Origin of the sequence: Leifsonia sp. EB41, from assembly GCF_041262565.1 — a bacterium.
Taxonomy (GTDB): Bacteria; Actinomycetota; Actinomycetes; order Actinomycetales; family Microbacteriaceae; genus Leifsonia.
This window is the reverse complement of record NZ_JBGCCJ010000001.1, coordinates 2,487,777-2,513,161: the sequence shown is the minus strand read 5'-3', so window position 1 is coordinate 2,513,161 and position 25,385 is coordinate 2,487,777. Positions and strand designations below refer to the sequence as shown.

Here is a 25,385-nt window from a genome sequence, read left to right as displayed (position 1 = left end):
TCGCCGCTTGCTCGACACCGGCTCACCTGCACGCCACCTGAGCGAAGCCTCCCGGAAGCCTGCGATCGGCTTGACCCTCCCCGCACCGCGTCTACCGTGTCACGGCATCACTCGCGTCCGCGGTGGAGACCCCCTACTCCGATCCGCCGGGCGCACAGGAAGAGGTACCGATGTCGTTACTGAAGAAGCTGCTCGTCGCCGCCACCGCGGCGGCCCTCGGGTCGTTGGCGATCGCCCTGCCCGCCCAGGCGGACACCGTCTCCGTCTCGCCTCCCGGCGCCAACGACTGGTCGTGCGTGCCCTCCGCCGCGCACCCGTACCCCGTGATCCTGGTGCCGGGGACGTTCGAGAGCATGGCGAAGAACTGGTCCACCATGTCGCCCGTGCTCAAGCAGGCGGGCTACTGCGTGTTCGCCCTGGACTACGGCCAGTACAACGGCGTGGACGCGTCCGGCCCGATCGCCCAGTCCGCCCAGCAGCTCGCCCCGTTCGTGGACGCGGTGCTGGCCTCCACGAAGGCCACGAAGGTCGACCTCGTCGGTCACAGTCAGGGCGGGATGATGCCCCGCTATTACCTGGGCTTCCTCGGCGGCGCCAAGAAGGTGCACCAGCTCATCGGGATCGCGCCCTCCAACCACGGCACCCACGGCGTCATCGTCCCGGGACCGGACGGGCTGCCGGCGCTCACCAGCGCTGACCCGTCGGCCTGCCCGGCGTGCGCCGACCAGACCGCGGGCTCCGCGTTCCTGCAGAAGCTGAACTCGATCGGCGACACCGTGAGGGGACCGAGCTACACCGTCATCTCGACCACCCACGACGAGGTGGTGACGCCGTACCAGAGCCAGGCGCTGAGCGGCTCGCCCTCGCAGGTCACCAACACCGTCATCCAGGACAAGTGCCCGGCCGACCCGATCGAGCACGATCAGTCCCCCAACGACCCGGTCGTGCAGCAGCTCGTGCTGGAGGCGCTCAGCGTGCCGAACGGTCCGGCCGACCCGGCCTACCAGCCGAACTGCGCCGGCTGACCGGAGTCTGACGCTTCGTCACAGCGGCACGCCTGCGCCGGTCTCCACGAACCGGCGCAGGCTGCCGACGACGAAGTGGTCCCATCCCGCGGAGCACGCGTCGTAGCACTCCTTCGCCGGCGTGAGGCCCTCGTGGGTGAAGGTCAGGCGCGTCCCGTCGCCGGACGGCTGGAGGTCGAACACGATCCGCGTGCCGGTCCACGGGTCGGGCTCCGCCACGAAGCCGAGCTCGCTGTCGATCACGTCCCAGACGATGCGACGCCCCGGCTCGAACACGGTGACCTGCTGCGTGCTGTCGTGGAGGTCGCGGTAGCGGTAGGTGAACTCGTCCCCCACCCGCTCCGCCTGGCCGGTGACGTCGCCGAGCCACCAGCGGCCGACGTCCGCGATGGCGGCGGAGACCTCGTCCGGGCTGCGGTCGAGGTCGATCGTGGTGGTGTAGTCGGTGGCGGTCTGCGTGGTCATGGTGCTCTCCCTTCGGTGCGCGGGTCGTCGACCCGCGGTTGTCGATTCACCGGGGTAGACGCCGGCGGGCGCGCAAACTGGTCACGCGTTCCTCGACCAGTTCTCGGCGTCCCGGGTGTCGACACAGGGGAGACGGACGACCAGAATCGGACCGCCGGGGAGGGAGGGACGATGGACGACCAGCTGCTCCACGCCGCGCTCGGCGGCGACCGCGCCGCATTCGACGCGCTGACCGCGCCGCACCGCCGCGAGCTGCACGTGCACTGCTACCGGATGCTCGGCTCGGTGCAGGACGCGGAGGACGCCGTGCAGGACACCCTGCTGAGCGCCTGGCTGGGCCTGCCGGGCTTCGAGGGCCGGTCGTCGCTGCGGACCTGGCTCTACCGGATCGCGACGAACCGGTGCCTCAACGTGCTCCGCGCCGGACGCCGCAGGCCGGCCGAGGTGGACGCCCCGGTCGCCCGGCCCACCGCGCTCGGCGAGGTGTCCTGGCTGGAGCCGTACCCCGACTCGCTGCTCGACGGCCTCCCCGACGACGCCCCCGGCCCGGAGGCGCAGTACGAGTCGCGGGAGGCGGTCACCCTCGCGTTCACGCGCGCCCTCCAGCTGCTGCCGCCCTCCCAGCGGGCCGCCCTCCTCCTCCGCGACGTGCTCGGCTACCCCGCTGCGGAGGCCGCCGACCTCCTCGGCGTGACGGTCGACTCCCTCAACGGCGCACTGAAACGCGCTCGCGCCACACTCGCGGACGCTCCGCACGCCGTCGACCCGATCGACCCTGACCCGGAGCTCCTGGAGCGCTTCGTCACCGCGTTCACATCCGGTGCGGTCGAAGACCTGGTCGCCCTGATGTCGGACGACGTCTGGGTGCGGATGCCGCCGCTCCCGTTCGAGTACCGCGGCCCGGAGGCCGCGGCGGCCTTCTTCGCCCCGATGACCGACCACCGCCGCACGATCGAGCGGATGGTGCCGACCGGCGCGAACGGGCAGCCGGCGTGGGGCGAGTACGTGCGCGACCCGGTGTCGGGCGGGCTGCACCTGGTGGGGGTGCTGGTGATCGGGGTGGCCGGCGGCCGGGTGGCGGAGGTGACGCACTTCGAGCCGGGGGCCGGCGCGTGGCTGGGGCTGCCGCGGCGGCTGGCGGGGTGAGAGGCGCGGGGCTATGCGAATGCCGCGTAGCCTGGATCGTATGAAGCGCGAGGAATTGCCGGATCGGGACTCCTCGTGGTTTCGAACGGTCGACCCGGCAACTCAGGAGGAACTGCTCGTACCTCCCTACTCCTCGGCCGAGGCCACTATCGCCAGGAACGTGCGGTCGCGAGCACGAGAGTTGCACACGATCAGGTTCTTTCCCGACCACGGCCATAATTGGCCGCTTTGGGACCCGGACTTTGGCTACACGGCGACCCCCGACCAATATGGGCTGAGCGACGAACTCGTCACCGCTTTACGGCGGTGGTACGACGAGTGGGAGATCGCCGTCGGCCCGGGTGACGGTTGGCGCGACGCAGCTCAGCGCGACAAGTGGCTGGTGCGCGGAGACGAACTCGTTGACTGGCTGACCCGGGAGCTCTGGGACAGTGCAGAAATCGTCGCGGAGCACCGAGCCGAATAACGAGCGCCGACTCAGGATTGGGGCCGAGGCCCTTTCGGACGCCGGCCCCAATCGGTCAGCAAACCTTGCGGGACGAGGGGAATGACGTGATGAGACGGTCACTGTCCGACGCCCACGCCGTCTCGACTCCGAACTCGTAGATGATCGACTTTTGGGCACTGTCCCAGAGCCCGAACATGGTCTTGGTGCACCACTTGTTGGAAACCGGGTAGAAGGTCGCCCCCGGGCCGGGGTCAGCGACTACTCCACTGGTCACCCCGGACATAAGGTCGTCCCAGGACTCGACACCATACTGGGCTGACTGCCATCCGCGAGCGCGAGCCGTATTCAGGACATCCTGCCATTGAGATTCATGGCCCTCGCGGATGTGCTTGTACCCGTAACTGGAGTTTCCGCACTTGAGGTTGACGGGCTTCAGGCGGCCATCCCACGGGAACCAGTAACGCGCGAGAACATCGGTCTCGTTGTTGAGCGAGAAGCAGCCGAACCACTGATTCCAATCGATCAGCCGCGACGCGGGTTTCCCGGGTTCAGCTGTCATGGGCGGATTCAGGTCGAGGGTTGCGGTCTCCAAAGCTTCCATGTCCACATCGACCCATGCGTCCTCGTGCTGCACCACCAGCTTCACTTCCGGCTCGTCCGACGCGTGCGCCGCGGTTGCACCCCCGACCACGAGCCCAAGCGCCACGCCACTCGCAAGCAGAGACTTCAACCACCGTTTCAACGGATCCTCACTTCCTTCGTCTGCACAACCACGCCACCGGTGCCCCAGGCGGCAGCGGCGCTTCATGGCTTCTGCCATTAGCGTACTATGTGAGTTCGTACAGACATGAGGAATGCGAAACTAATAGGCGTGCCTGCGCTCATCAGAGGTTGGCGGCCAAACGGACGACTGCGGTAGACCGTGTGGCTGGGGTTGCCGCGGCGGCTGGCGGGGGGGGTGAGGACGGATCCCGCGCTTCAGCGGGCACGGCCGAGCGAGAGCCAGGAGCTCCGGTCCGGTCGCCGGGAGCCGAGGATCGCCGCGCCGAGCGCGCCGCCCAGGTCGCCCAGCTCGGACACCCGCACCGGCGGCGGCGCGACGTAGGTCGTGACCGCGCTGAGCCGGGCGCGGAGCGCTGCACCGAACGCCGGGTAGTATGTCGCGGCGCTTCCGCCGAGGATGACGCACGCCGAGCGGTGCACGGTCAGCAGGTCGAGGAGGCCGTCGCCGATCCCGCTCCCGTAGTCGTCGAACAGCGCGGTCGCGGCCTCGTCTCCGGCGAGCGCGCGATCGTAGACCGCCACGATGTCCTGCGGGCCTCCGGAGGGCCGCGAGAGGAGCGCGCTCGCCGACCGCTGGAGCGCCGACCGCGAGCCCACCTGCTCCAGGCACGCGGTGCGACCGCAGTAACAGGGCGCGTCCCGTCCGGAGAGACTGAGGTGGCCGGCCTCCGGGTGGACGCCGTCCGCACCGCGGACAGGCTCGCCGTCGACGAGCGCGCCGACGCCGACGCCGGTTCCCAGGGTCAGCATCAGCACGCTGCGGAAGGGGCGCCCGGCTCCCACCGCGGCCTCCCCGATCGCGGCGGTCACCGCGTCGTTGTCGACGGCGACCGGTGCGGCGAAGGCGGCGCCGAGCGGCCCGGCGAGGTCGATGCCCGTGAACGCGGGGAGGGTGTCGGGGTTCCGGATGACCCCCTCGGCGTCGATGGGCCCGCTCGCGCCGATCCCGATGGAGCGGACGACCGCAGGGCCGGGCAGCGACCCGACCCGCTCGGCGAGGAACGCGACCGCCGCGTCGCCGGGCAGGTCGGCGGGCGTCGGGACGACGAGCTGCGCCACGGTGTCCCCGTAGCCGTCGAGGGCCACCAGCCGCGTGCCCGTTCCTCCGAGATCGATGCCGATGGCGAGCTCGCTACGGGGCGACGATCCGGTGTCGTTCACAGCGTGGTCGTGACCTTGCTGCCGAACGCGAACGCGCCCGGCACGACGCCGTTCACCCGCGCGAGGTCGACGGCGACCAGCTCCGCCACGACCGCACCGGTCGCGAGCCGGGTCAGCGACGGGCCGTCCGGCGTCCGCACGGTCGTCGCACCCTCCACCCGGAGGTCCCCGACGAGGACGACGTTGGCGCCGCTCTCCACGAGGTCCCCGGCGAGGCGGATGGTGCTCTGGTCTTCGTCCGACTCGTACGCGCCGTAGAGGAAGGCGGTCATACCCGGGCCGGCGAGCTCGAACGGCCCGTGCCGGAACTGACCGCCGACGTAGCCCTCGATCGCGACCTTGGACGACTCCTTGGTGATGAGACCGGCCAGCAGCGCGGTCGCCGCATCGTCGCGCTTGGCGACCGCGGCGAGCCGGGGGCGCGCCGGCGACAGCGTCCGCGACGCGAGCTCGCCGTCGATGCCGCGGGCGAGCTGTGCTTCGACGGCGTCGGCCGCGGCCGCGATCTCCGCCTCCACGACGGCCGGGTCCTCTCCCGTGAGCACCGCCGTGAGGCGCCGGTGCTCCGCGAGCGTGTTGAGGTAGCTCTTGGTGCTCACCGTGGCCTCGTCGCCACTCAGGAGCGGCAGGTACACGCCGGACTGCAGTGCGAGCGGGCTCGCCGGGTCCGCCGCGATCCCCGCCAGCAGACCCGCACGGAGCCGGCCGGCCTCCAGGCGGTCGAGGAGCTCGACGACTTCGCCGCTGGCGCCCGACTGGGAAGTCGCGACGAGAAGCGTGTCCGGGGTGAGCAGTTCCGGGGAGTCCAGCAACTCGCCGGCGTCGATGCGCCAGGCGTCGAGCCCGGCGTGGACGGCGCTGCGCCAGGTCGGGATGCTCGCGAAGTGCGAGCTGCCCATGCCGGTGAACACGATCCGGTCCCAGCGTCGGGCGCCGAGGGCGGCGAGCTCCGGGATCGGGCCTGCCGCGGCGAGCCGTCGCAGGGCGGCGGGCTGCTCCAGGATGTCCTCTTCGAAGGGGGTGAGCGTCGTCATGGTCGGTCTCCTCAGCGTGCGTCCGCGGTCGTGCCGGCGGCGTCGAGGACGCGCGCGCCGAGAATCCGGTTCGCGACGTTCACCCCGATCATGGCCGTCGGAAGGTTGATGTTGCCGCGGGTGATCGTCGGCATGATGGAGGCGTCGGCGACATAGAGCCCGCTCACTCCGTGCACGGCGCCGTCGCTGCCGACCACGGCGAGCGGGTCGGACGCCGGGCCCATCTTGCAGGTGCCCGCGGGGTGGCAGTAGTTGACGATGTCGTCGAACGGGTCGGCGTCGCCGACGCGCTCGCCGAGCACCTCGGCCAGCCCCGGCTGGGACACCATCGACTCCAGCAGGCCGAGCGCCTCCCGCAACACGGTGCGGTCGTGATCCTCGGGGTCGGACCCGTAGCGGTGGTCGATCACCGGCTCCGCGACGTCGAGGTCAGGGCCGAGCGTCACGCTGCCCTCCGACCGGGCGCGCATCGCACCGCCGTAGAGGGTGATCGGCGGGAGGCCGGGGTGGCCGCTGTTCGCGCCGGCGACCATGAACACGTGGATGTCGTAGGGCCCGTCGTCGCACACGCTCGACCGGGCGCGGCCGACCGTCTGCTCGTCCGGGTTCCAGTCGAGCGCGGCGAGCTCCTCCACCAGGCCGGGCTGGCCCGCGAAGTCGAGCTGGACGCACTCGTGGTCGAGCAGGTGCTTGCCGACGCCCGGCACATCCGCGATCACGGGGATACCGAGCGCCGTCAGCTCCGCAGCAGGGCCGACGCCCGAGCGCAGCAGAAGGGCCGGCGAGTGGTACGCGCCCGCGGCGAGGACGACCCGGCCCGCGTCGATGTGGGCGACGCCGGCCGCGTTCGTGACGAACGCCCCGGTGACGCGCGTGCCGTCGAAGCTGAGCGCGGTGACGGTGACGCCGCCCGCGATGGTCAGGTTGGGACGATCGCGCACCGGGTCGAGGAAGGCGAAGGCGCTGTTCCAGCGCACGCCGTCCGAAACGTTGACCGGCATCGGACCGATGCCCTCCGCGGCCTCCAGGTCGTCGAGGTCGTCGGCGAACGGCAGGCCCGCGGCGACCCCGGCCTCCACGAACGCGCGCTGCGGCGGGGTGAGCTCCGGCATCGTGTAGCGGCGGACGCGGAACCGCTCCCGCACGGCGTCGAGCAGCGGTGCGACCTCGTCGGCCGACCAGCCCGGGTTGCCGAGGCCCGCCCACTCGTCGTACTCGAACCGGGCGCCCACCGACGCGGTGCAGCCGTTGTGCGCCGAGCAGCCGCCGATGATCCGGGCGCGCGGGAGGTCGAGGCTCCCCTCGCCCGACGACCGGGCGGTGCGGAGGTCGTAGTCGTGCGACAGCGGGATCGAGCGCGCGTCGAGCATGTCCGACGGCCAGGTCTCCCGGTCGAACGCGCCGTAGTCGGGGCCGGCCTCCACGAGGAGCACAGTCTCGTCGCTCTGGGCGGCCAGCGTGCCGGCGAACGCGGCGCCGCCGGTGCCGCCGCCGATGACGAGGGTGTCGACGCGGGTGGGGAGTGCGGAAGGGGTGGTGTTCATGGTGTTCCTTGGTTCATGCGATCAGCAGCTCGGTGCCTGACACCGAGAGCTCGCGCTTCTGTTCGGAGGTGATCGCCGCGTCGGTGACGATGGCGGCGACCTGGTCGAGGCCGCAGATGCGGGCGAACGCCTCGCGGCCGAACTTGGAGGAGTCGACGGCCGCGATGGTCCGTCGGGAGGCGGCGAGGCTCGCGCGCTTGATGGCGGCGTCCTCGATGTTCCACTCGGTGAACCCGGCGGAGGCGTCGACGGCGGAGGCCGTCATCACGTAGAGGTCGTAGCGGAAGTTCTGCAGGGCGCGCTCGGCCTCCGAGCCGATGATGCTCGACTCGCCCGTCCGAATGAGTCCGCCGGGGATCATGACCCGGGTGGCGGACTCCGCGGAGAGGATGTCGGCGACGCGGAGGTTCAGCGCGCAGACGGTGATGTTGCGGCCGACGAGCTCCTCCGCGATGGCCAGGCCGGTCGTCCCGCCGTCGAGGATGACCGTCTGGCCGTCGAGCACCTGCTTGGCGACGGCGATGGCGATCTGCCGCTTCGACTCGCTGTTGGTGCGGGAGCGGAGGCCGAACGGCGGCTCGAAGCTCCCGCTCGCCGCCGGGGCCGCACCGCCGTGGGTGCGGACGATCACGCCCGCGGCGGCGAGCTGGTTGAGGTCGCGGCGGATGGTCATCTCCGACACGTCGAACCGGGCGCTGAGCTCCGCGATCGTGGCCTCGCCGCGGCGGGCGAGCTGCTCGAGGATCTGCTGCTGTCGGGTTTCGGCGTTCATCGTGGCCTCCTGCTGTTCTGGTGTTCCGGTCCGGGATCAGTCAACCTCAGGCAGCTCCCCTGCACGTGCCATCCAGGCCCGATTCCCCGGACGCAGGTTGCGGCCGATCAGGATGGCGAGGCCGATGACCACGTACAGGACGGCGATGAACGGCGCGAGCAGGACGGGGAAGGCCGGGAGCGGGACGATGCTGTAGTACGCGATCAGCAGGAGGGCGACCGTCGAGACGATCGGGGCGACGACGTACGCCCAAACGTTGAACTCCTCCGGGTGGCGCCGGCGGAAGAAGAGGAACGCCGCGATGTTCATCAGGATGAAGATCGGGATGTAGACGAAGGTCCCCGCGGTCCCGAGCAGGTTGAAGAGGTTGTACGGCCCGAGCGGGAGTCCGACCGCGAGGCAGACCACGACCGCCACGATCGACTGCACGTAGACCGCGACGACCGGGGTGCGGTGCTTGCGCTGAACGGTCGCCAGCACGGACGGGAGGGCGCCGGTGCGGGCGATCCCGAAGATGGTGCGCGTGGCGCTGGTGGTGCAGGCGATGCAGACACCGAGCCCGGAGTTGACCAAGGCGATCAGGATGATGATCGAGGCGCCGTCGAAGAGCCGGTCGGCGAGGACGAACGCGGGTGCGGTGGGTGAGGACGCCAGCTTGGGGAGGTTGTCGGTGCCCCAGCCGATCTGCAGGCCCCAGGCCGTGACGACGTAGAAGATGCCGATGAGGGTGAGGGACCCGATGATCGCCTTGGGGACGATGCGCTTGGGGTCCCGAGACTCCTCCCCGACCGCCGCGGCGCTCTCGAAACCGGTGAAGGCGAAGATCGACAGCACGATCGCGAGGAAGAACCCGGAGCCGTTCGTGATGTTCGCCGGGTTGAACCCGCTGAGGTTGACGCCGCCGGGGCCCGGCTTGATCAGACCGGAGAGGGCGAGCCCGAGTCCGACGATCATCTCGAAGCAGGTCATCACGACCAGGAACTTGATGGAGATGACGATGCCGCGGTAGGCGCAGGCGAAGCAGATCGCGAGGATGGCCACCGCGTAGACCCACCACGGAACGTCGAACCCGTACTTGCCCGACAGCTCATCCTGGAGGACCGCGCCGGTGAACGCGGCGAGCGCCGCCGGGACGACGGTCACCATGATCGCGTACAGCCATCCGGTCATGAACCCGGCCCGCGGGCCGATACCGGCCGAGACGTACGTGTAGAAGCCGCCGGCGGACGGGAGGTGCCGTGCCAGCCCGCGCATCGGCACCGCGATGATGAGGCAGACGAGGAATGCGGCCAGGTAGGTCAGGGGCGCGGTGACGCCGGCCTGACCGGTGGTGAAGGCGATCGTGTAGAAGATGCCGAGGGTCGGCGAGATCTGGGCGATCGACTGCATCAGTGTGCCGCCGAGCCCGATGGAGCCTCGGTTGAGCCCGGAGGGGAGCTCCGGCTCCTCCACCGACGAGGCCTCGTACTGGGTTGCTGACATTGCGCTCTCCTTTGAACCGGGTGCACCAACTGTAACACGCATTGTGTTCATTCACACAAGTGTTTTGTTCGAATTGGTGATGGTTGTTCGGAGTGGCGGTCGCTCAGCTCATCGATCGATCCACTTCTGCATCTTCTCCGGGTAGCGCGCAGCGGTGGTGTCGATGCGGGCCGACACCGCGTCGAGCTGCGCGCGCTCGTCCGCACTGAGCTCCACGGAGGCCGCACCGACGTTCTCTTCGAGCCGGCGGACCTTCGTCGTCCCGGGGATCGGCACGATCGAGGGCCCTTGCGCCAGCAGCCAGGCGAGAGCGATCTGAGCGGGAGTGGCGTTCCTGGTCGCGGCGATCCTGGTCACCAGCTCGACCAGGTCGGCGCCGACCTGTCGGCTTTCGGCGGAGTAGCGAGGAAGAGTCGCTCGGACATCGCCTTCGCCGAAGGAGGTCGAGGCGTCGACGGCGCCGGTGAGCAGGCCCTTGCCGAGGGGGCTGAAGGGCACGAGACCGATGCCCAGCTCCCTGAGGGTCGGTAGGATCTCCGCTTCGGGTTCGCGCCACCAGAGCGAGTACTCGCTTTGCAGGGCGGCGACCGGCTGCACAGCGTGAGCGCGCCGGATCGTCGCGGCGCCGGCCTCCGACAGGCCGAAGTGGGCGACCTTGCCCTCGGCGATCAGGTCCTTGACGGTTCCGGCGACGTCCTCGATCGGCACGTCGGGATCGACGCGGTGCTGGTAGAGCAGGTCGATGCGCTCCACGCCCAGGCGTGCCAGCGATGCCTCCACGGTGCTGCGGATGTACTCCGGCGAGCTGTTGAGGCCGCTCTCGCGGGTTCCGTCGAAGTCGAAGCCGAACTTGGTCGCGATCACGACCTGGTCCCGAACCGGCGCCAGGGCGCGCCCGACGAGTTGCTCGTTGGTGAACGGCCCATAGACCTGGGCGGTGTCGAAGAAGGTCACGCCGAGGTCGACGGCCGCGCGGATCACGTCGATGCCGCCGGCCTCATCGAGCTTGTCGGCGTAGCCGTGGTTGAGGCCCATGCATCCGAAGCCGATCGCGGAGACGGCGACGTCGGTGCCGAGGGTGCGTGTCTGCATGCGATCGTCCTCAGTCCTGGGAGGCCGGCTCGGCGGACACGGAGGCGAGGACCCCGACCGCGCTCATGGCTGCGGGCCAGCCGGCGTAGAAGGCGAGGTGGGTGATCGCCTCGGTGAGCTCGTCGGTGGTGAGTCCGTTGGCGAGCGCGCGGCGCAGGTGGCCGACGAGCTGGGCGTCGCGGCCGAGCGCGACCAGTGCGGCGACAGTGACCAGGCTGCGGTCGCGGGGCGACAGCTCCGGCCGCTCCCAAACGTCGGCGAAGAGCACATCGTCGGTGAGGTCGGCGAGCTTCGGCGCGTGCTCACGGATCAGTTCGGGGGCGACGCGGGGGTGGGGTGCTGACATGGTGGTCCTTACGGTCAGGCGCGATCGCGGTTGTGCGCGGTCGAGCTGGTGGGTTCATCCGCGGTGGCGCTGAGGCTCCCGAGGAGGGCGATGCGTTCTTCGGTGAAGGAGCCGGGCTCGGTCGTGTAGGCGTAGAGCATCCAGCCGGGGGTGCCGGGCAACTCCATCCCCTCGAACTCGAACTCGAGGTCGCCGACGTCGGGATGGTGGATGCGTTTGCTCCCCGACCGGTGCGGCTTGACGTTGTGGGCGGCCCAGCGGGTGCGGAAGGCGTCGCTTCGGGTGACGAGCTCGCCGATGAGGTCGGTGAGGTCCTTGTCGTGCGGGTGCTTTCCGGCGTCGGTCCGCATCGACGCGACGATGCTGTCTGCGCCCTTCTCCCAGTCGGTGAAGAAGACCCGGGAGGCGGGGCTGAGGAACGTGAACCGGGCGTTGTTGCGCTGGTTGCTCGGGTCCGCGAACAGCGGCGAGAACAGCGCGAGTCCGATCGGGTTGGCGGCGATCAGATCCTTGCGCCGGTTCTGGACGAAGGTCGGCGTCATCGTGTTCGTGTCGAGGAACCGCTGGAGGCTCGGGCGGATCGTGGTGGCCGCGGCAGGCCGCGGGCGGCGCCGGATCGGCTCGGGGCCGGCAGCCCGGGCCAGGTCGTGCAGGTGCTCGGTCTCCGCCTCATCCAGCCGCAAGGCCAGCGCGAGGGCGTCGAGCACCTCGGCGGAGACACCGGCGAGGTTGCCGCGCTCCATCTTCGCGTAGTAGTCGCTGCTCATCCCGGCGAGCATCGCGACCTCCTCCCGGCGCAGTCCTTCGACGCGACGCCGGCCCCCGCCGATGATCCCGGCTTGCTCGGGGGTCAGGCGGGCGCGGCGGGTCCGGAGGAACTCGCCGACTTCGTCCCTGTTGTCCATGCCGCAACGCTACGACGCCGGCCGGCATCGAGCGACTGACTGCCAGTACACGGATAACCCGTCACTCCCTCGCGCGAGGGAACAGCGGTGGACTGGAGGCATGACAACGACCAGCGAAACATCCGTGCAGACCGTCACGCTCAACAACGGCACGAGAATGCCGATCCTCGGCTTCGGCGTCTTCCAGGTCGACAACGCCCAGACCCAGTCGGCCGTCGAGGCCGCCCTCGCCGCCGGCTACCGCTCCATCGACACCGCCGCCGCCTACGGCAACGAGGAGGCCGTCGGCGCCGCGATCACGGCCAGCGGCATCCCGCGCGAGGACCTCTTCATCACCACGAAGCTCTGGATCCAGGACCAGCCCGCCGAGGAGAACACCGCTCGCGCGTTCGACGACTCGGTCAGGAAGCTCGGGCTCGACTACGTGGACCTCTACCTGATCCACCAGCCCTTCGGCGACTATTACGCCCAGTGGCGCGCCATGCAGAACCTCAACCGCGACGGCCGCGCCCGTGCCATCGGCGTCTCCAACTTCGCGCCCGACCAGCTCATCGACCTGATCATCAACAACGAGATCACCCCGGCCGTCAACCAGATCGAGACCCACCCGTTCCGGCAGAACGTCGAGTACCAGCAGCTGATGAAAGCGGAGGGTGTCCAGATCGAGTCCTGGGGCCCGTTCGCGGAAGGCAAGAACGGCCTGTTCACGAACGAGGTGCTCGCCGCGATCGGTGACGCCCACGGTAAGTCCGTCGCCCAGGTCGTGCTGCGCTGGATGATCCAGCGCGAGGTCGTCGTCATCCCGAAGACCGTCAGCCCGGACCGCATGGCGCAGAACATCGACGTGTTCGACTTCGAGCTCAGCGACGACGAGATGACACGGATCGCCGGCCTCCACACTGGTGAGTCGCAGTTCTTCGACCACGCCGATCCCGACATGGTCCGCTGGCTGAGCGCCCGCCGCCTCGGCTGAGCACCCGAATCCGACACCCCACGAAAGGAACACCCATGTCCGACCTCGTCGCCGTCGTCACCGGAGCCTCCTCCGGAATCGGCGAAGCCACCGCCCGCGCGCTCGTTGCCTCCGGGTACCGGGTCGCGCTGCTCGCACGCCGCGCGGATCGCATCGACGCTCTCGCAGCGGAACTCGGAGACGGGTCGATCGCCATCGAAGCGGATGTCACCGACCGCGACCAGCTCCTCGCCGCCGCAGAACGCGTCAGGCACGAACTCGGACCCGCGAGCGTGCTGATCAACAACGCGGGCATCATGCTGCTCGGACCGTTCTCCGCCGACCAGCGCGAGGACTACCGGCGCATGATCGACGTCAACCTGCTCGGCGCGATCACCACGACCGAAGTCTTCCTCGACCAGCTCACCGCCGGGGAGGGCGACGTCATCAACATCTCCTCCGTCGCCGGCCGCACCGCGCGCGCCGGCAACGGCGGTGTACGCGGCCACGAAATGGGGACTGAACGGATGGTCCGAGTCGCTGCGTCAAGAGCTCCTCCCGGATGTCCGGGTGACCTTGATCGAGCCCGGCGTCGTGGCCACCGAGCTCCCCACCCACATCACCCACGCGCAGACCAGCGCGGCGGTGAACGACGCCTACAGCCAGGCCACGGTCACCGCGGGAGACATCGCGGAGGTCATCGTGTTCGCGCTCAGCCGGCCTCGGCACCTCGCAATCAACGAGATCCTGCTGCGGCCGGCGACGCAGGTCTGACCTCTCTTCCCGCTGTGAACCGGGCGATCAACGGTCGGGCGCCTTGATGTCGATCAGAGCACCGCCGCGATGTGGAGGGGCTGGAAGGCGAGTCGGACGAGCCGCTTGCGGTACGCGCTGCGGTGAACCCTTCAGAACACGCCCGGGGTCGATGCGAAGATGTCGAGCCCGAGCGAATGGGAGAGGAATCGCGCGGCGCGCTGGCCCCGGACGCTGTTGCCTGCGGGGTCGAGACGCGGGGAGAAGGTGCCGAGGCCGCCCTTGCCCGGTGCGATCGTGACGATTCCGCCCGAGACGCCGCTCTTGGCAGGGATGCCCACTTCGAACAGCCAGTCACCCGAGAACTCGTACAGTCCGCTCGTCGCCATCACGGCGAGCGTGTCACGGCAGACGGAGGCGTCGATCACCTTCTCGCGGGTGATCGGGTTGACACCGCCATCAGCCAGAGTCGCGGCCATGACCGCGAGATCCTCCGCGGTCACCAGGAGCGAGCACTGTCTCGTATAGACGTCGGTCGCCTGCACCGGGTCGAACTCCATCCGCCCGTAACTCTGGAGGAGCCGCGCGATCGCCCTGTTGCGCTGGTTGGTGGCCGACTCCGAGGCGTAGACCTGGTCGTCGATCTCGAGCGGTCGCCCAGCGAAGCGGGACAGCCCGCGCTGGACGAAGTCCCACTTCTCTGCCGCCGTCGAGCCGGGCACGAGGCTCGTCGTCGTGATCGCACCGGCGTTCACGAGCGGGTTCCTCGGGTCGCCGTCGCTCAGTTCGAGGGCCATGACCGAGTTGAACGGGAGGCCCGTGTTGTTCACGCCGACGCGGCGCGACACCTCCGAGTGGCCCAGTTCGTGGCAGACCAGGGCGAACACGAACACCTTCGAGATCGATTGGATCGAGAAGGCGTGGGCGGAGTCGCCGACGCTGGTCGTGAGCCCACCGACGCTGCACACGCTGATGCCGAAGAGGCCGGGGTCTGCTTCACCGAGCGAGGGGATGTAGTCGGCGACATTCCCGTCATCCAGGCCGCGGTAGCGCTCGTAGGCGGTCTCGATGAGTTCGTGGACGCGCCCGACTTCGGGAAGGGTGCCGGTGGAGACTGCGTTCTCCACCACGGGGACTTCGTCGGCATGGACGGCGTCGGTCGAGAAATCGGGCAGCGGAGTCTGTCGTTCCAAGTAGGCCATCCGGTCCTCCGTCATGATCGCCTCAGGGCACCCCGGGGTGTCCCTGCTCGCTCATGATAGGCACTTCACCACTGCGGAGGGCGTGGGATTCGAACCCACGAGACATTTCTGCCCACCAGTTTTCAAGACTGGCTCCATCGGCCGCTCGGACAGCCCTCCCGGTGCCGGCGTACCGGCGTCGCCCGATTCTAGCGAACGCGGGTGGGCGACGGCCGTCGGCCGGTGATGATCACGTTCGCCAGGCCCGCGGCCAGCACGATCAGGGCCGACGCCACCGGGGCGAACATCGCCGCGTGCGTGCCCGCGCTCTGGGCCAGCGCCCCCACGATCGCCGACGACGCCGACTGGCCGACGATCACGGCCGAGCCGAGGATCGTCATGACCGTCGCCGAGCGGCCGACCGGGCTGCGTTCGGCGCCGAAGCTGTACTGCGTCACGAGCGTGGGGCCGACGCCGAAGCCGGCGACGAGCAGCACCAGGACCATCCCGGGGACTGTGGTCGCGAACGGGAGGGCGGCCGTCGACAACGCCAGGATGCCGGCGAACGTCAGCCAGCGCCAGCGCAGCGCGAACCGGAGCGGGAACCAGGCCACCCCGAGCGCGAGCGCCGCCGAGCCGACGCCCATCACGCCGTAGACCAGGCCGGCCTGCTCCGGGTGGCCGAAGTCGGACAGGAAAGACGTCAGCGCGGTGAGCATCGAGCCGAAGAACAGGCCCATCCCGAGCACGCCGACCGTGACCGCGATCAGGCCGGGACGGAACAGCTCGCGCGCAGGCGCCTGCCGCACCGGGAGGCCGTCCACCTCGGTCGGGCGGGCGGAGCCGGTGCGGTGCAGGGCGAACGCGGTGACGAAGAGCGCGGTGAGCACGGCGGCGCCGATGATCGGGGCGGCCGGGTTCAGCGTGGTCGCCAGGAGACCGACGATGAACGGGCCGAAGACGAACACGACCTCGTCCGCTGCGGACTCGTAGGCCATCGTCCCGTTGAGGACCGCGGCGTGCCGGTCGCCGGGGAGGCGACTCGCGATGATGCCGACCAGGCGGCTGCGCGACATCGGCGACACCTGCGGGGCGGTCGCTCCGATCAGGAACGCGACCAGCAGCACGAGCGCGTCGGACGCGGGGCTGAAGACCACCCATGCCATCGCCACCAGGACGACACTGTTCGCGATGCCGGCGGCGAGCACGACGCCGCGCTGGCCGATCCGGTCCGCAGCGGCGCCGATCAGCGGGCCGAAGATCGCGGTGCCGAGGCCGACCATCGCGGAGGTCAGACCGCCGAGCGACAGCTCGCCGCGCGCCGAGACGACGAGGGTCAGCACGCCGACGACCATCATGGCGTACGGGAGGCGCGCCAGGAGTGCCACGGGGAAGTATGAGAATCCGGCGGCGCGGACCAACGTGGTCGGGCGCTCCGGCTCGCGGGTCACCCCCGCGGGGGTGGTGTCGGATCGTGTCATGCCTGGCCTTCTGTCTTCACGCGGCGGACCGCGGGCTTCAAGTGCCGCCTTGGTCCGCCGGGCGAGCCGGCGCGAGGTAGTTACACGATGGAACTGTGTGCGGAGGAATGACCTCCACTGCATTCAAGTGTGCACCACAGCGGTTCATTCCCGCCAGGCGCACTCGAGCGGGTCAGTCCTGGAACGGCTTCGAGCAGGTGACCTGCGCGGCCGTCTGGCCGTGCACGTCGGACGGGAGCTGCACGGACGAGCCGTCGCCCGGGGTCGCGCTCGAGGTGTCGGTCGGGGCCGGCGCCGCAGGAGCCTGCGTGGAGGGCGCCGCCGGGGCCTGCGTCGCCGCACCGGGCGCCGCCTCCGAGCCGACGCCGGTGTCACCGGTCAGGGTGACCGGCTTGTCGTCCTGCAGCGCCGACATCAGGGTGCTCGCGGCATCCTTGGTCGGGGCCACACCGTCGCCCTGGTAGTGGTTCGGGTACTGGACGAAGACGACCTTCGGGACGTCCACGTTCTTCAGCGCCATGGCCATCGAGGCGATGGTCGTCGGGTTGTTGAGGCTCTCCGACAGCGAGATGTTGCTCGTCGCGGCCTTGGCCAGCGCGTACACCTTCACCGGGTTCGCAAGCGTGTCGGCGCTCTTGATCGTGCGGACCAGCGACGAGAGGAACACCTGCTGGTTGCTGATCCGGCCGAGGTCCGAGCCGTCGCCGACGCCGTGCCGGGTGCGGAGGAACGCCAGCGCAGGGGCGCCCTGGAGGGTGTTCTCGCCGGCCTTCACATCGAGGCCGGTGTACGGGTCCTTGATGTCGCCCGCGACGCAGACGTTCACGCCGCCGACCGCGTTGGACATCTCGATGACGCCGTCGAACTGGATCACGCCCGCGTACGGGATGTCGAGCCCGGTCAGCTTCTCGACCGTAAGGACCGTGCAGGCCAGCCCGCCGTAGCTGAGGGTGTTGTTGATCTTCTGGCTGCTCATCGCGTCGTAGCTGCCGCCCTTGCCGTCCGGGCAGGACGGGATCGGCACGTACATGTCGCGGGGGAAGCTGACGACGGTGGCGTTCTTGTGGTCGGCCGACACGTGCAGCAGCATCGTCACGTCGTTGAGGTTCTCGCCGCGGTCGCCGTAGCCCTTGTTGCCGCCGCCGGAGTCGGAGCCCGCGAGGAGGACGTTGAAGGCACCGTCCATCGCACCGATTCCGGGCGTGACGACCTTGCCCTTCGCGTCCACGAGCTTGACCGCAGGCTTCAGGCTGGAGGCTACGTCGTACGTCGCATAGGCCGCGACGCCGGCCGTGCTGATGCCCACGACGGCGAGCAGGCCGACGAGGAGGGCCGCGACGGTCTTGAACGGGTGATGCCGTTTGAGGCGTCCGTGCCGTGCCACCGTGGGGCCGGCCGACTTCTCCTGCGCTCGCGCCTGGGCGCGCGTGGGCATCTCGTTCATTCACTCCCTCTCGTCGGACATCGCGAGGGCGGCGCCTGAGAAGGCACACACCATTCCCAAGTCTGACACAGCCGGCTGGAAATGATCTGGGCAACGAAATCCCCGTTCAGCCTGCGATTCGGAGGCGATTCGCCGCCTATGGGCGCGCTCAGACGGCCGCGCGCGTCGCTCAGAGCGAGTCGAGCACCGCCGCGAGGCCGTCGTCGGCCACGGTCCCGGTGACCTCCGACGCGACGGCCTTGACCTCGTCCGGCGCCTGGCCCATCGCGGCGCCGCGGCCCTCGGCCCCTGCCCACTCGAGCAGCTCCAGGTCGTTGCGCCCGTCGCCGATCGCCACCAGCCGGGCGGCCGGGATGTCGAGCGCGTGCCGCACCCGCTCCATCGCCGTCGCCTTGTTCACGCCGTCCGGCGAGATGTCGAGCCAGGCGGTCCAGCCGATCGAGTAGCTCACCCGCTGGAGGCCCATCCGGTCCACGATCGCGAGGAACTCCTCCTCGTCGTGCTGCGGCGACACCACTACGACGCGGGTCGCGGGATGCTCGGTGAGCTCGTCGAACTCGACCTGCTCGGCGTTCACCAGCTCCCAGTCGGTCATGCCCTCGGTGTAGCGGCGGAAGCCGGTCGGGTCCTCGACCATGAAGCTGCCGGACGGCAGGTGCGGCCGGATGGTGCGCAGCACCTCGGTCGGGTCGAAGGTCTCGATGAACTCGCGGCGATAACCGCCTTCGACGGTTTCGTCGCGCATCATCGTCAGCGCGCCGTTGGCGCACACGACGAACCGGCTGGTCAGCCCGAACTTCTCGTGGATCGGCCGCGCGGTCTCCCAGCTCCGGCCGGTGGCCAGCATCACCTCGTGCCCGGCCTCCCGGACGCGCGTGACGGCCGCGAGCACGGCGTCGCCGACGGACTCGTCCTCGTGGATGAGGGTGCCGTCCACATCGAGCGCGATCAGCAGACGGTCGCTCCCGGCCACGGTGCTCACTGCGCGATCGGCTCCAGGACCTCGAGGCCGCCCAGGTAGGGCCGCAGCGCCTCCGGCACCAGCACCGACCCGTCGGCGCGCTGGTGCGTCTCCAGGATGGCGACCAGCCAGCGGGTCGTCGCGAGCGTGCCGTTCAGCGTCGCGACCGGCGCGGTCTTGCCGGACTCGGTGCGGTAGCGGATCTCCAGGCGCCGGGCCTGGAACGTTGTGCAGTTGGAGGTCGACGTCAGCTCGCGGTAGCGGCCCTGCGTCGGGATCCACGCCTCCACGTCGTACTTGCGCGCCGCGCTCGACCCGAGGTCTCCCGCGGCCGTGTCGATGACGCGATAGCTGAGCCCGAGGGCCTGCATCATCTCCTCCTGCCAGGCGAGCAGCCGGGCGTGCTCGGCCTCCGCGTGCTCGGGGAGGGTGAAGACGAACATCTCCAGCTTGTTGAACTGGTGCACACGGATGATGCCGCGGGTGTCCTTGCCCGCGGAGCCGGCCTCGCGCCGGTAGCAGGTGGACCAGCCGGCGTAGCGCAGCGGCTCGGTCACGTCGAGGATCTCATCCGAGTGGTAGCCGGCGAGCGCGACCTCGCTGGTGCCGGTGAGGTAGAGGTCGTCGTCGGCCAGGTGGTAGACCTCGTCGGCGTGCGAGCCCAGGAAGCCGGTGCCCTGCATCACCTCCGGCTTCACCAAGGTCGGGGTGATCATCGGGACGAAGCCATTCGTCACCGCCTTGTCGAGCGCCATGTTCATGAGCGCGATCTCCAGGCGCGCGCCGATGCCGCGCAGGAACGAGAACCGGGCTCCCGCGACCTTGGCGCCGCGCGCCATGTCGATCGCGCCGAGCAGCTCGCCGAGCTCCAGGTGGTCGCGCGGCTCGAAGTCGAACTCCGGGACGCCGCCGACCTCCTTGAGGACGATGAAGTCGTCCTCGCCGCCGCTCGGGACGCCGTCCACGATCGGGTTGCCGATGCGCCGGAGCACGGAGGAGAAGTGCGCCTCCGCGGTGTTGGCGGTCTGCTGCGCCTCCTTCACCCGGCCGGCGAGCGCCTGCGCCTGGGCGACGAGCGCCTGCTTCTGGTCCTTGGGGGCCTGAGCGACCTGCTTGCCGAACGCGTTCTGCTCGGCGCGCAGCTCCTCGAACGCGGTGATGGCGGCCCGGCGCTCGATGTCGGCCTGCAGAGCCTCGTCGACGAGCTGGACGGAGTCGCCGCGGGCCTCCTGGGAACGTCGGACGACATCGGGGCTCTCGCGCAGCAGGACGGGATCGATCACTGCCCCAGCTTATCGTCGTCCAGTAGCGTGAACCCGTGGACGATCGGGCGGGGGCGAGCGGCACGACGGTCGCCGTCGTCTACAACCCCGTGCGGGTGGACGTGCGGCGCGTGCGGGCCGCGGTGGAGGCGCGCGCGGCCGAGACAGGCGACATCGAGCTGCTCTGGCTGGAGACGACGCCGGAGGACGGCGGCCAGGGCCAGACCCGGCAGGCGCTCGAACGCGGCGCCACCCTGGTGCTCGCGGCCGGCGGCGACGGCACCGTGCGCGCGGTCGCCGAGGCGCTGCGCGACCAGGACGCGACGCTGGGCCTGCTCCCGGGCGGCACCGGCAACCTCCTCGCCCGCAACATCGGCGTCCCGTTCACCGGGCTGGAGGAGGCCGTCGCCGTCGCGTTCGACGGCGTCACCCGCCGCATCGACCTCGGTGTCGCCACCGCCGAGCGGCCCGACGGCAGCAGCAGCGAGCACGCCTTCCTGGTCATGGCCGGCATCGGCTTCGACGCCAGGATGATCGAGACCACGCGTCCTGAGCTCAAGCGCCGGGTCGGCTGGCTCGCCTACGTCGAGTCGGCGTTCCGGTCGTGGCCCCGCTCGCGGAAGGTCCGGGTGCGGTTCGGGATCGACGACGAGCCGGAGCAGACCGCGCACGTCAGCACCATCCTGTTCGCGAACTGCGGCGCCCTCCCCGGCAACATGCAGCTCATCCCCGACAGCGAGGTGGACGACGGCCTGATCGACATCGCGATCCTGCAGCCCGCGACGGTGTTCGGCTGGCTGGCCATCTGGCGCAAGGTGACCTGGGAGAACCGGGTGCTCCGCCGGAGCGCGCTCGGGCGGCGGATCATCCGCTTCACGGACCGCGCGATCCGCACGCGCCTCAGCTACCTGCGCGGTGCGGCGGTGGCGGTCGAACTGGACGTGCCGGAGCCGTTCGAGATCGACGGCGACGGGTTCGGGGAGGTCATCAGACTCGGCATCGCCGTCGACCCGCAGGGGCTGCGGGTGCGGGTGCCGCGGTGAGCGCCACGCTCACCGACAGCTGGACATCAGCGTGTGCAGGCCGTCCTCGACCTGCGTGAACGCCGACGCGACCGCAGTCGCGTCGCCCTGGCCGGGGGCCGCGGCCTCGTAGTCGACGAGGGCGGTGCTGAGGGCGTTCAGGTCGTTGTCCGTCGTGTCGATCGCATCCCAGCTCTTCGGGTCTCGGAGCGAGGACGTGTTTCCGTCGAAGGTCGACCATTCGTCGAGGAGGGTGCTCTTCGCATCCGCCGGCGCATCCCTCCAATCGGAGGTCTCGAGGGTCGTGAGCGCGGCGGAGAGCTCTTGCGCCGCGCTCTGCAGCGTGCTGCACTCGGAGCTTGGTGCGACCGGGACGTCGGAGCCCACCGTCGCCACGGCCTGGCCGACGCCGCTGAGCACCGCAATCATGAGGATCGCGGCGACCCACAGGGACAGCAGGCCGACCTGCGCGTAGCCGATGATCGTCGCGGCGAGCGCCAGGCCGCGCCCCTTCTCCCCCGTCCGCTGGATCTGGGACAGCGCGATGTGCCCGCAGATGATCCCGGCGAGGCCGACGAAGAACGAGGTGATGAACCCGACGATGGCCAGGACGTTCGTCGTCGGCTCGGGCGGAGGGAACGGCGAATAGGGCGGGTACGGCTGGTACGGCTGGGAGGGCGCGTACGGCGGCGGCACGGAGTCGGAGGGCATAGGCCTCCCATTGTGCAGCCTGCCGCGGGTTCCGGCCGCGCGACCTACCGCTCGTCGTCCGGCAGCTCGCTCTCGCCCTCCGGGTACGCCGCGCGCTTCGGGCCGCGCCCGGCGAGCGCCGTGAGGAACAGCAGCGCCACCAGCGTGAGCAGGCCGACCGTGATCAGCGGGCCGGCGAGCATCCAGCCGAGCTGCGAGATCACCAGCGAGCCGACGTCGGTCGAGGGGGTGGAGCCGGTGTACGACAGGCTCACCGAGACCGAGTAGAGCACGATGCCCAGCACGACGAAGCCGCCGGACACCAGCCAGAGGGCGAGCATCAGCGGATTGCGGCGGGGCGAGAGCTCGAGCCGATCGAGGATGCCGGCGGCCGAGGACGGGGCCGCGTACGCGCGGTCGAGGCCAGGCCCCGCCGGAGGCTGCGCCGCCGGCGCCACCCGCGGCACGTCGACCGGCGCGATGCTGAGCGAGGCCGCTTCGACGGGCGCGCGGTCCTCCTCGACGCGACGGTCGTCCTCCGTCGCCTCGGACGGCGACGGCGCCGCACGCAGGCGGGTCCTGGCCCGCTCACCCGGCTGCGGACGGTACCCCCGCTGGAACTGCGGGTCGTATCGGGGGTCGACGCCGCGCGCGGCATCCTTCTGCTCGTCGTCCACGATCATCCCGACCTCCCGCGCATCGGATGGGGGCGGCATCGATGGGAGCGCTCCCTGCTGCGCAGCTTACCCGCGGTCGTCCGCAGCGTCACCGTGATCGTCCACCAGCGTGCCGAGCCAGGCGCGCGCCTCGGTGAAGACCTCGTCGCGGTAGCGCTGGTCGAAGGCGACGCGCACCCCGTCCGCCCGCGGGTACGAGCCGAGGAAGATCACGGACGGGCTGAACCGGCGGAGGCCGAGCAGGGCGTCCGCGACCCGCTCGTCGTGGATGTGGCCGTCCGCGTCGATGACGAACCGGTAGCGGCCGAGGGCGTCGCCGATGGGCCGCGACTCGATGAGGCTCAGGTTGATGCCGCGGGTGGAGAACTGCTCCAGGAGGTCGAGCAGCGAGCCCGGCCGGTCGTCCGGCAGCTCGGCGATCAGGCTGGTCTTGTCGGCCCCGGTCGGCGCCGGCACGCTGCGCGACGTGCTGACCAGGACGAACCGGGTCACGGCGTTCGGGTTGTCGCCGATGTTCTCGGCGAGCACGGCCACGTCGTGGTGGTCGACGATCCCGGGCGGGGCGATGGCGGCGTCCGCGGTGCTCCCGTCGAACAGGGAGGCCGCGGCGGCGACGTTGCTGGACGCGGGCAGGTGCCCGTGCGCGGGGAGGTGGGCGTCGAGCCATTGGTGGCACTGCGCGTACGCGACGGGATGGGCGTTGATCGTGCGCACGTCCGCCAGTGTCGTCCCCGGCCGGGCGACGAGCACGAAGTTCACGGGAACGAGGTACTCGCCCACGATCCGCAGCCCCGGCACGGTCGCCAGCGCGTCCTGCGCGACGGAGACGCCGCCCTCGATGGAGTTCTCGATCGCGATCATCGCGGCGACGCTGCGCCCGGACACCACGTCGGCGAGCGCCTCGCCCACGTTGTTGACGGCCCGCCAGCTCTTGCCGCGCGCCTCCGGGACCTGCGCGAGCGCGGCCTCCGTGAAGGTGCCGGACGGCCCGAGGAAGCTGTAGACCTCGTCCACGGACGCGGTCAGCTCGGCGGTGGGGTCGGCGGGGGCGGAGGACATGGCCTTTAGCCTAGCGAGGGCGGCGCGCCCCGGACCCTCGCCCCTTCCCCGCCGCCGTGGAAGAGTAGTCGCATGGACGAACGAGCAGGCACCCCCGCGCAGCCCTCCGACCTCATCGACGTCGACGCCCTGCGGCGCGCGTACTACGAGCTGAAGCCCGACGTCAGCATCCCGGAGCAGCGCGTGGTGTTCGGCACCTCCGGGCACCGCGGGTCGGCGCTCGACACCGCCTTCAACGAAGACCACATCGCCGCGACGACGCAGGCGATCGTGGAGTACCGCAACGCGCAGGGCATCACCGGCCCGCTGTTCATCGGCGCCGACACCCACCTGCTCAGCGAGTTCGCCACCACCACCGCGCTGGCGGTGCTGGTCGGCAACGAGGTGCGCGTGCTCGTGGACGAGTTCGACGACTGGGTGCCGACGCCCGCCGTCTCGCACGCGATCATCGCCTACAACAAGGCGGGTCACCCCGACCAGGCCGACGGCATCGTGGTCACTCCCAGCCACAACCCGCCGCGCGACGGCGGCTTCAAGTACAACCCGCCGCACGGCGGGCCGGCCGACACGGACGCGACGAGCTGGATCGCGACGCGCGCGAACGAGATCATCGCGGACGGGATGCGCGACGTGCGGATGGCCGAGCCGAGCGGCGTGGAGACCTACGACTTCCGCGGCAACTACGTGGCCGACCTGGCCAACATCATCGATCTGAAGGCGATCAAGGAGAGCGGCATCCGCATCGGCGCGGACCCGCTCGGCGGCGCGAGCGTCAACTACTGGCAGGCCATCGCCGACACCTACGGGCTCGACCTCACCGTGGTGAACCCGGAGGTCGACCCGGCCTGGGGCTTCATGACGCTGGACTGGGACGGCAAGATCCGGATGGACCCGTCCAGCCCGTCCGCGATGGCATCCGTGGTGGCGCGCAGCGCCGACTTCGACATCCTGACCGGCAACGACGCCGACGCCGACCGGCACGGCATCGTGACGCCGGACGGCGGCCTGATGAACCCGAACCACTACCTGGCGGTGGCGATCGACTACCTGTTCGCCACGCGCACCGGGTGGCGGGAGGACGCCGCGGTCGGCAAGACGCTGGTGTCCTCCTCGATCATCGACAGGGTGGCGGAGTCCCTCGGCCGGCGGCTGTGGGAGGTCCCGGTCGGCTTCAAGTGGTTCGTCCCCGGCCTGATCGACGGCTCGGTGGGCTTCGGCGGCGAGGAGAGCGCCGGGGCGAGCTTCCTGCGCTTCGACGGCTCGGCCTGGACGACCGACAAGGACGGCATCCTGCTCGCCCTGCTCGCAAGCGAGATCCGCGCGGTCACCGGCAAGTCGCCCTCCCAGCTCTACCGCGAGCTGACCGAGCGGTTCGGCGACCCGGTCTACCAGCGCGTGGACGCCCCGGCCAGCCCGGAGCAGAAGGCCGCCCTCGGCAAGCTCGACGGCGACGCGATCGCCGCGACCGAGCTCGCCGGCGAGCCGATCACCGCGAAGCTGAGCCGCGCGCCCGGCAACGACGCGCCCCTCGGCGGCGTGAAGGTGGAGACCGCGACGGCGTGGTTCGCGGCCCGCCCCAGCGGCACCGAGAACGTCTACAAGATCTACGCCGAGAGCTTCGCGGGCGAGGAGAACCTCCGCGAGGTCCAAGAGGAGGCCAAGCGCATCGTGGGCGACGCCCTCGGCGCGTAATCCGCAGT

Annotated in this window: 25 protein-coding genes, 1 tRNA gene and 1 pseudogene; 8 read left to right on the top strand and 19 right to left on the bottom strand. The window is 70.4% G+C overall.

Annotated elements, in window-relative coordinates:
* The first annotated feature begins 170 nt into the window (after nt 1-170).
* Nucleotides 171-1,025: a lipase family alpha/beta hydrolase gene (locus ABH923_RS12460; protein ID WP_370055682.1), complete on the top strand. Its 855-nt coding sequence runs from the start codon at nt 171-173 to the stop codon at nt 1,023-1,025.
* 18 nt (nt 1,026-1,043) lie between these two features.
* On the opposite strand, the gene ABH923_RS12455 is transcribed toward ABH923_RS12460, so the two are convergent.
* On the bottom strand, nt 1,044-1,490 hold the full coding sequence (locus ABH923_RS12455; protein ID WP_370055681.1) for an SRPBCC domain-containing protein: 447 nt from the start codon (nt 1,488-1,490) through the stop codon (nt 1,044-1,046).
* 171 nt (nt 1,491-1,661) lie between these two features.
* On the opposite strand from ABH923_RS12455, the gene ABH923_RS12450 reads away from it, so the two are divergent.
* Both ABH923_RS12450 and ABH923_RS12445 read left to right on the top strand, forming a co-directional pair.
* Entirely contained in the window at nt 1,662-2,636 is a 975-nt protein-coding gene (locus ABH923_RS12450) for an RNA polymerase subunit sigma-70 (RefSeq protein WP_370055680.1), read from the top strand.
* A gap of 40 nt (nt 2,637-2,676) precedes the next feature.
* Complete coding sequence (locus ABH923_RS12445; protein ID WP_370055679.1) at nt 2,677-3,102, top strand: hypothetical protein; 426 nt, start codon at nt 2,677-2,679, stop codon at nt 3,100-3,102.
* A 55-nt stretch (nt 3,103-3,157) separates the two neighbouring features.
* Here ABH923_RS12445 and ABH923_RS12440 read toward each other — a convergent pair whose 3' ends face one another.
* The 9 genes from ABH923_RS12440 to ABH923_RS12400 all read right to left on the bottom strand — a co-directional run bounded on the left by ABH923_RS12440 (nt 3,158) and on the right by ABH923_RS12400 (nt 12,203).
* A complete protein-coding gene (locus ABH923_RS12440) occupies nt 3,158-3,904 on the bottom strand; it encodes a hypothetical protein (RefSeq protein WP_370055678.1) in 747 nt (248 codons plus the stop codon).
* Between the two features lie 158 nt (nt 3,905-4,062).
* Nucleotides 4,063-5,028 carry an ROK family protein gene (locus tag ABH923_RS12435; RefSeq protein ID WP_370055677.1) on the bottom strand — a complete coding sequence of 322 codons (966 nt, stop codon included), beginning with the start codon at nt 5,026-5,028 and terminating at the stop codon, nt 4,063-4,065.
* On the bottom strand, nt 5,025-6,062 hold the full coding sequence (locus ABH923_RS12430; RefSeq protein ID WP_370055676.1) for an SIS domain-containing protein: 1,038 nt from the start codon (nt 6,060-6,062) through the stop codon (nt 5,025-5,027). Before ABH923_RS12430 ends, ABH923_RS12435 begins: the two co-directional genes overlap by 4 nt.
* A gap of 11 nt (nt 6,063-6,073) precedes the next feature.
* The gene (locus ABH923_RS12425) at nt 6,074-7,606 is read right to left on the bottom strand and encodes a GMC family oxidoreductase (protein ID WP_370055675.1); all 1,533 of its coding nucleotides are present in this window, start codon (nt 7,604-7,606) and stop codon (nt 6,074-6,076) included.
* 13 nt (nt 7,607-7,619) lie between these two features.
* Nucleotides 7,620-8,378, bottom strand: a complete 759-nt coding sequence (locus ABH923_RS12420; RefSeq protein ID WP_370055674.1) for a DeoR/GlpR family DNA-binding transcription regulator — start codon at nt 8,376-8,378, stop codon at nt 7,620-7,622.
* A 36-nt stretch (nt 8,379-8,414) separates the two neighbouring features.
* A complete protein-coding gene (locus ABH923_RS12415) occupies nt 8,415-9,860 on the bottom strand; it encodes an APC family permease (protein ID WP_370055673.1) in 1,446 nt (481 codons plus the stop codon).
* 108 nt (nt 9,861-9,968) lie between these two features.
* Complete coding sequence (locus ABH923_RS12410) at nt 9,969-10,952, bottom strand: aldo/keto reductase (protein ID WP_370055672.1); 984 nt, start codon at nt 10,950-10,952, stop codon at nt 9,969-9,971.
* Nucleotides 10,953-10,962: 10 nt separating this feature from the next.
* Nucleotides 10,963-11,298, bottom strand: coding sequence for a carboxymuconolactone decarboxylase family protein (locus ABH923_RS12405; protein WP_370055671.1), 336 nt, complete (start codon nt 11,296-11,298; stop codon nt 10,963-10,965).
* Between the two features lie 14 nt (nt 11,299-11,312).
* Entirely contained in the window at nt 11,313-12,203 is an 891-nt protein-coding gene (locus tag ABH923_RS12400; protein WP_370055670.1) for a helix-turn-helix transcriptional regulator, read from the bottom strand.
* A gap of 100 nt (nt 12,204-12,303) precedes the next feature.
* Here ABH923_RS12400 and ABH923_RS12395 point away from each other — a divergent pair, with 100 nt between their 5' ends.
* From ABH923_RS12395 to ABH923_RS12385, 3 genes and pseudogenes are all read left to right on the top strand, one after another.
* Nucleotides 12,304-13,176, top strand: coding sequence for an aldo/keto reductase (locus ABH923_RS12395; RefSeq protein ID WP_370055669.1), 873 nt, complete (start codon nt 12,304-12,306; stop codon nt 13,174-13,176).
* A 35-nt stretch (nt 13,177-13,211) separates the two neighbouring features.
* Nucleotides 13,212-13,646: pseudogene (locus tag ABH923_RS12390) on the top strand (SDR family oxidoreductase); the annotation flags it as partial.
* 4 nt (nt 13,647-13,650) lie between these two features.
* The gene (locus ABH923_RS12385) at nt 13,651-13,929 is read left to right on the top strand and encodes an SDR family oxidoreductase (protein ID WP_370057356.1); all 279 of its coding nucleotides are present in this window, start codon (nt 13,651-13,653) and stop codon (nt 13,927-13,929) included.
* A gap of 131 nt (nt 13,930-14,060) precedes the next feature.
* Here the strand turns inward: ABH923_RS12385 and glsA are convergent, their stop codons facing one another.
* From glsA to serS, 6 genes are all read right to left on the bottom strand, one after another.
* The gene (glsA, locus tag ABH923_RS12380; protein ID WP_370055668.1) at nt 14,061-15,110 is read right to left on the bottom strand and encodes a glutaminase A; all 1,050 of its coding nucleotides are present in this window, start codon (nt 15,108-15,110) and stop codon (nt 14,061-14,063) included.
* A 74-nt stretch (nt 15,111-15,184) separates the two neighbouring features.
* Nucleotides 15,185-15,269 (bottom strand) — tRNA-Ser (locus ABH923_RS12375).
* 29 nt (nt 15,270-15,298) lie between these two features.
* Nucleotides 15,299-16,570 (bottom strand): MFS transporter, encoded by a 1,272-nt coding sequence (locus ABH923_RS12370; protein WP_370055667.1) that lies wholly within the window; start codon nt 16,568-16,570, stop codon nt 15,299-15,301.
* A 172-nt stretch (nt 16,571-16,742) separates the two neighbouring features.
* Nucleotides 16,743-18,014 carry an LCP family protein gene (locus ABH923_RS12365; protein WP_370055666.1) on the bottom strand — a complete coding sequence of 424 codons (1,272 nt, stop codon included), beginning with the start codon at nt 18,012-18,014 and terminating at the stop codon, nt 16,743-16,745.
* A 169-nt stretch (nt 18,015-18,183) separates the two neighbouring features.
* Complete coding sequence (locus ABH923_RS12360) at nt 18,184-18,996, bottom strand: HAD family hydrolase (protein ID WP_370055665.1); 813 nt, start codon at nt 18,994-18,996, stop codon at nt 18,184-18,186.
* Nucleotides 18,993-20,258 (bottom strand): serine--tRNA ligase, encoded by a 1,266-nt coding sequence (gene serS, locus ABH923_RS12355; RefSeq protein WP_370055664.1) that lies wholly within the window; start codon nt 20,256-20,258, stop codon nt 18,993-18,995. The genes ABH923_RS12360 and serS overlap by 4 nt, the downstream gene beginning before the upstream one ends.
* Before the next feature lie 35 nt (nt 20,259-20,293).
* On the opposite strand from serS, the gene ABH923_RS12350 reads away from it, so the two are divergent.
* Nucleotides 20,294-21,280: a diacylglycerol kinase family protein gene (locus ABH923_RS12350; protein WP_370055662.1), complete on the top strand. Its 987-nt coding sequence runs from the start codon at nt 20,294-20,296 to the stop codon at nt 21,278-21,280.
* A gap of 9 nt (nt 21,281-21,289) precedes the next feature.
* Here ABH923_RS12350 and ABH923_RS12345 read toward each other — a convergent pair whose 3' ends face one another.
* The 3 genes from ABH923_RS12345 to pheA are packed head-to-tail and all read right to left on the bottom strand — an operon-like array spanning nt 21,290 to nt 23,685.
* Nucleotides 21,290-21,970, bottom strand: coding sequence for a DUF4190 domain-containing protein (locus ABH923_RS12345; RefSeq protein WP_370055660.1), 681 nt, complete (start codon nt 21,968-21,970; stop codon nt 21,290-21,292).
* 44 nt (nt 21,971-22,014) lie between these two features.
* A complete protein-coding gene (locus ABH923_RS12340) occupies nt 22,015-22,665 on the bottom strand; it encodes a hypothetical protein (RefSeq protein ID WP_370055659.1) in 651 nt (216 codons plus the stop codon).
* A 27-nt stretch (nt 22,666-22,692) separates the two neighbouring features.
* Nucleotides 22,693-23,685, bottom strand: a complete 993-nt coding sequence (gene pheA, locus ABH923_RS12335) for a prephenate dehydratase (RefSeq protein ID WP_370055658.1) — start codon at nt 23,683-23,685, stop codon at nt 22,693-22,695.
* Nucleotides 23,686-23,757: 72 nt separating this feature from the next.
* Here pheA and pgm point away from each other — a divergent pair, with 72 nt between their 5' ends.
* Nucleotides 23,758-25,377: a phosphoglucomutase (alpha-D-glucose-1,6-bisphosphate-dependent) gene (gene pgm, locus ABH923_RS12330; RefSeq protein WP_370055657.1), complete on the top strand. Its 1,620-nt coding sequence runs from the start codon at nt 23,758-23,760 to the stop codon at nt 25,375-25,377.
* Nucleotides 25,378-25,385: the final 8 nt, after the last annotated feature.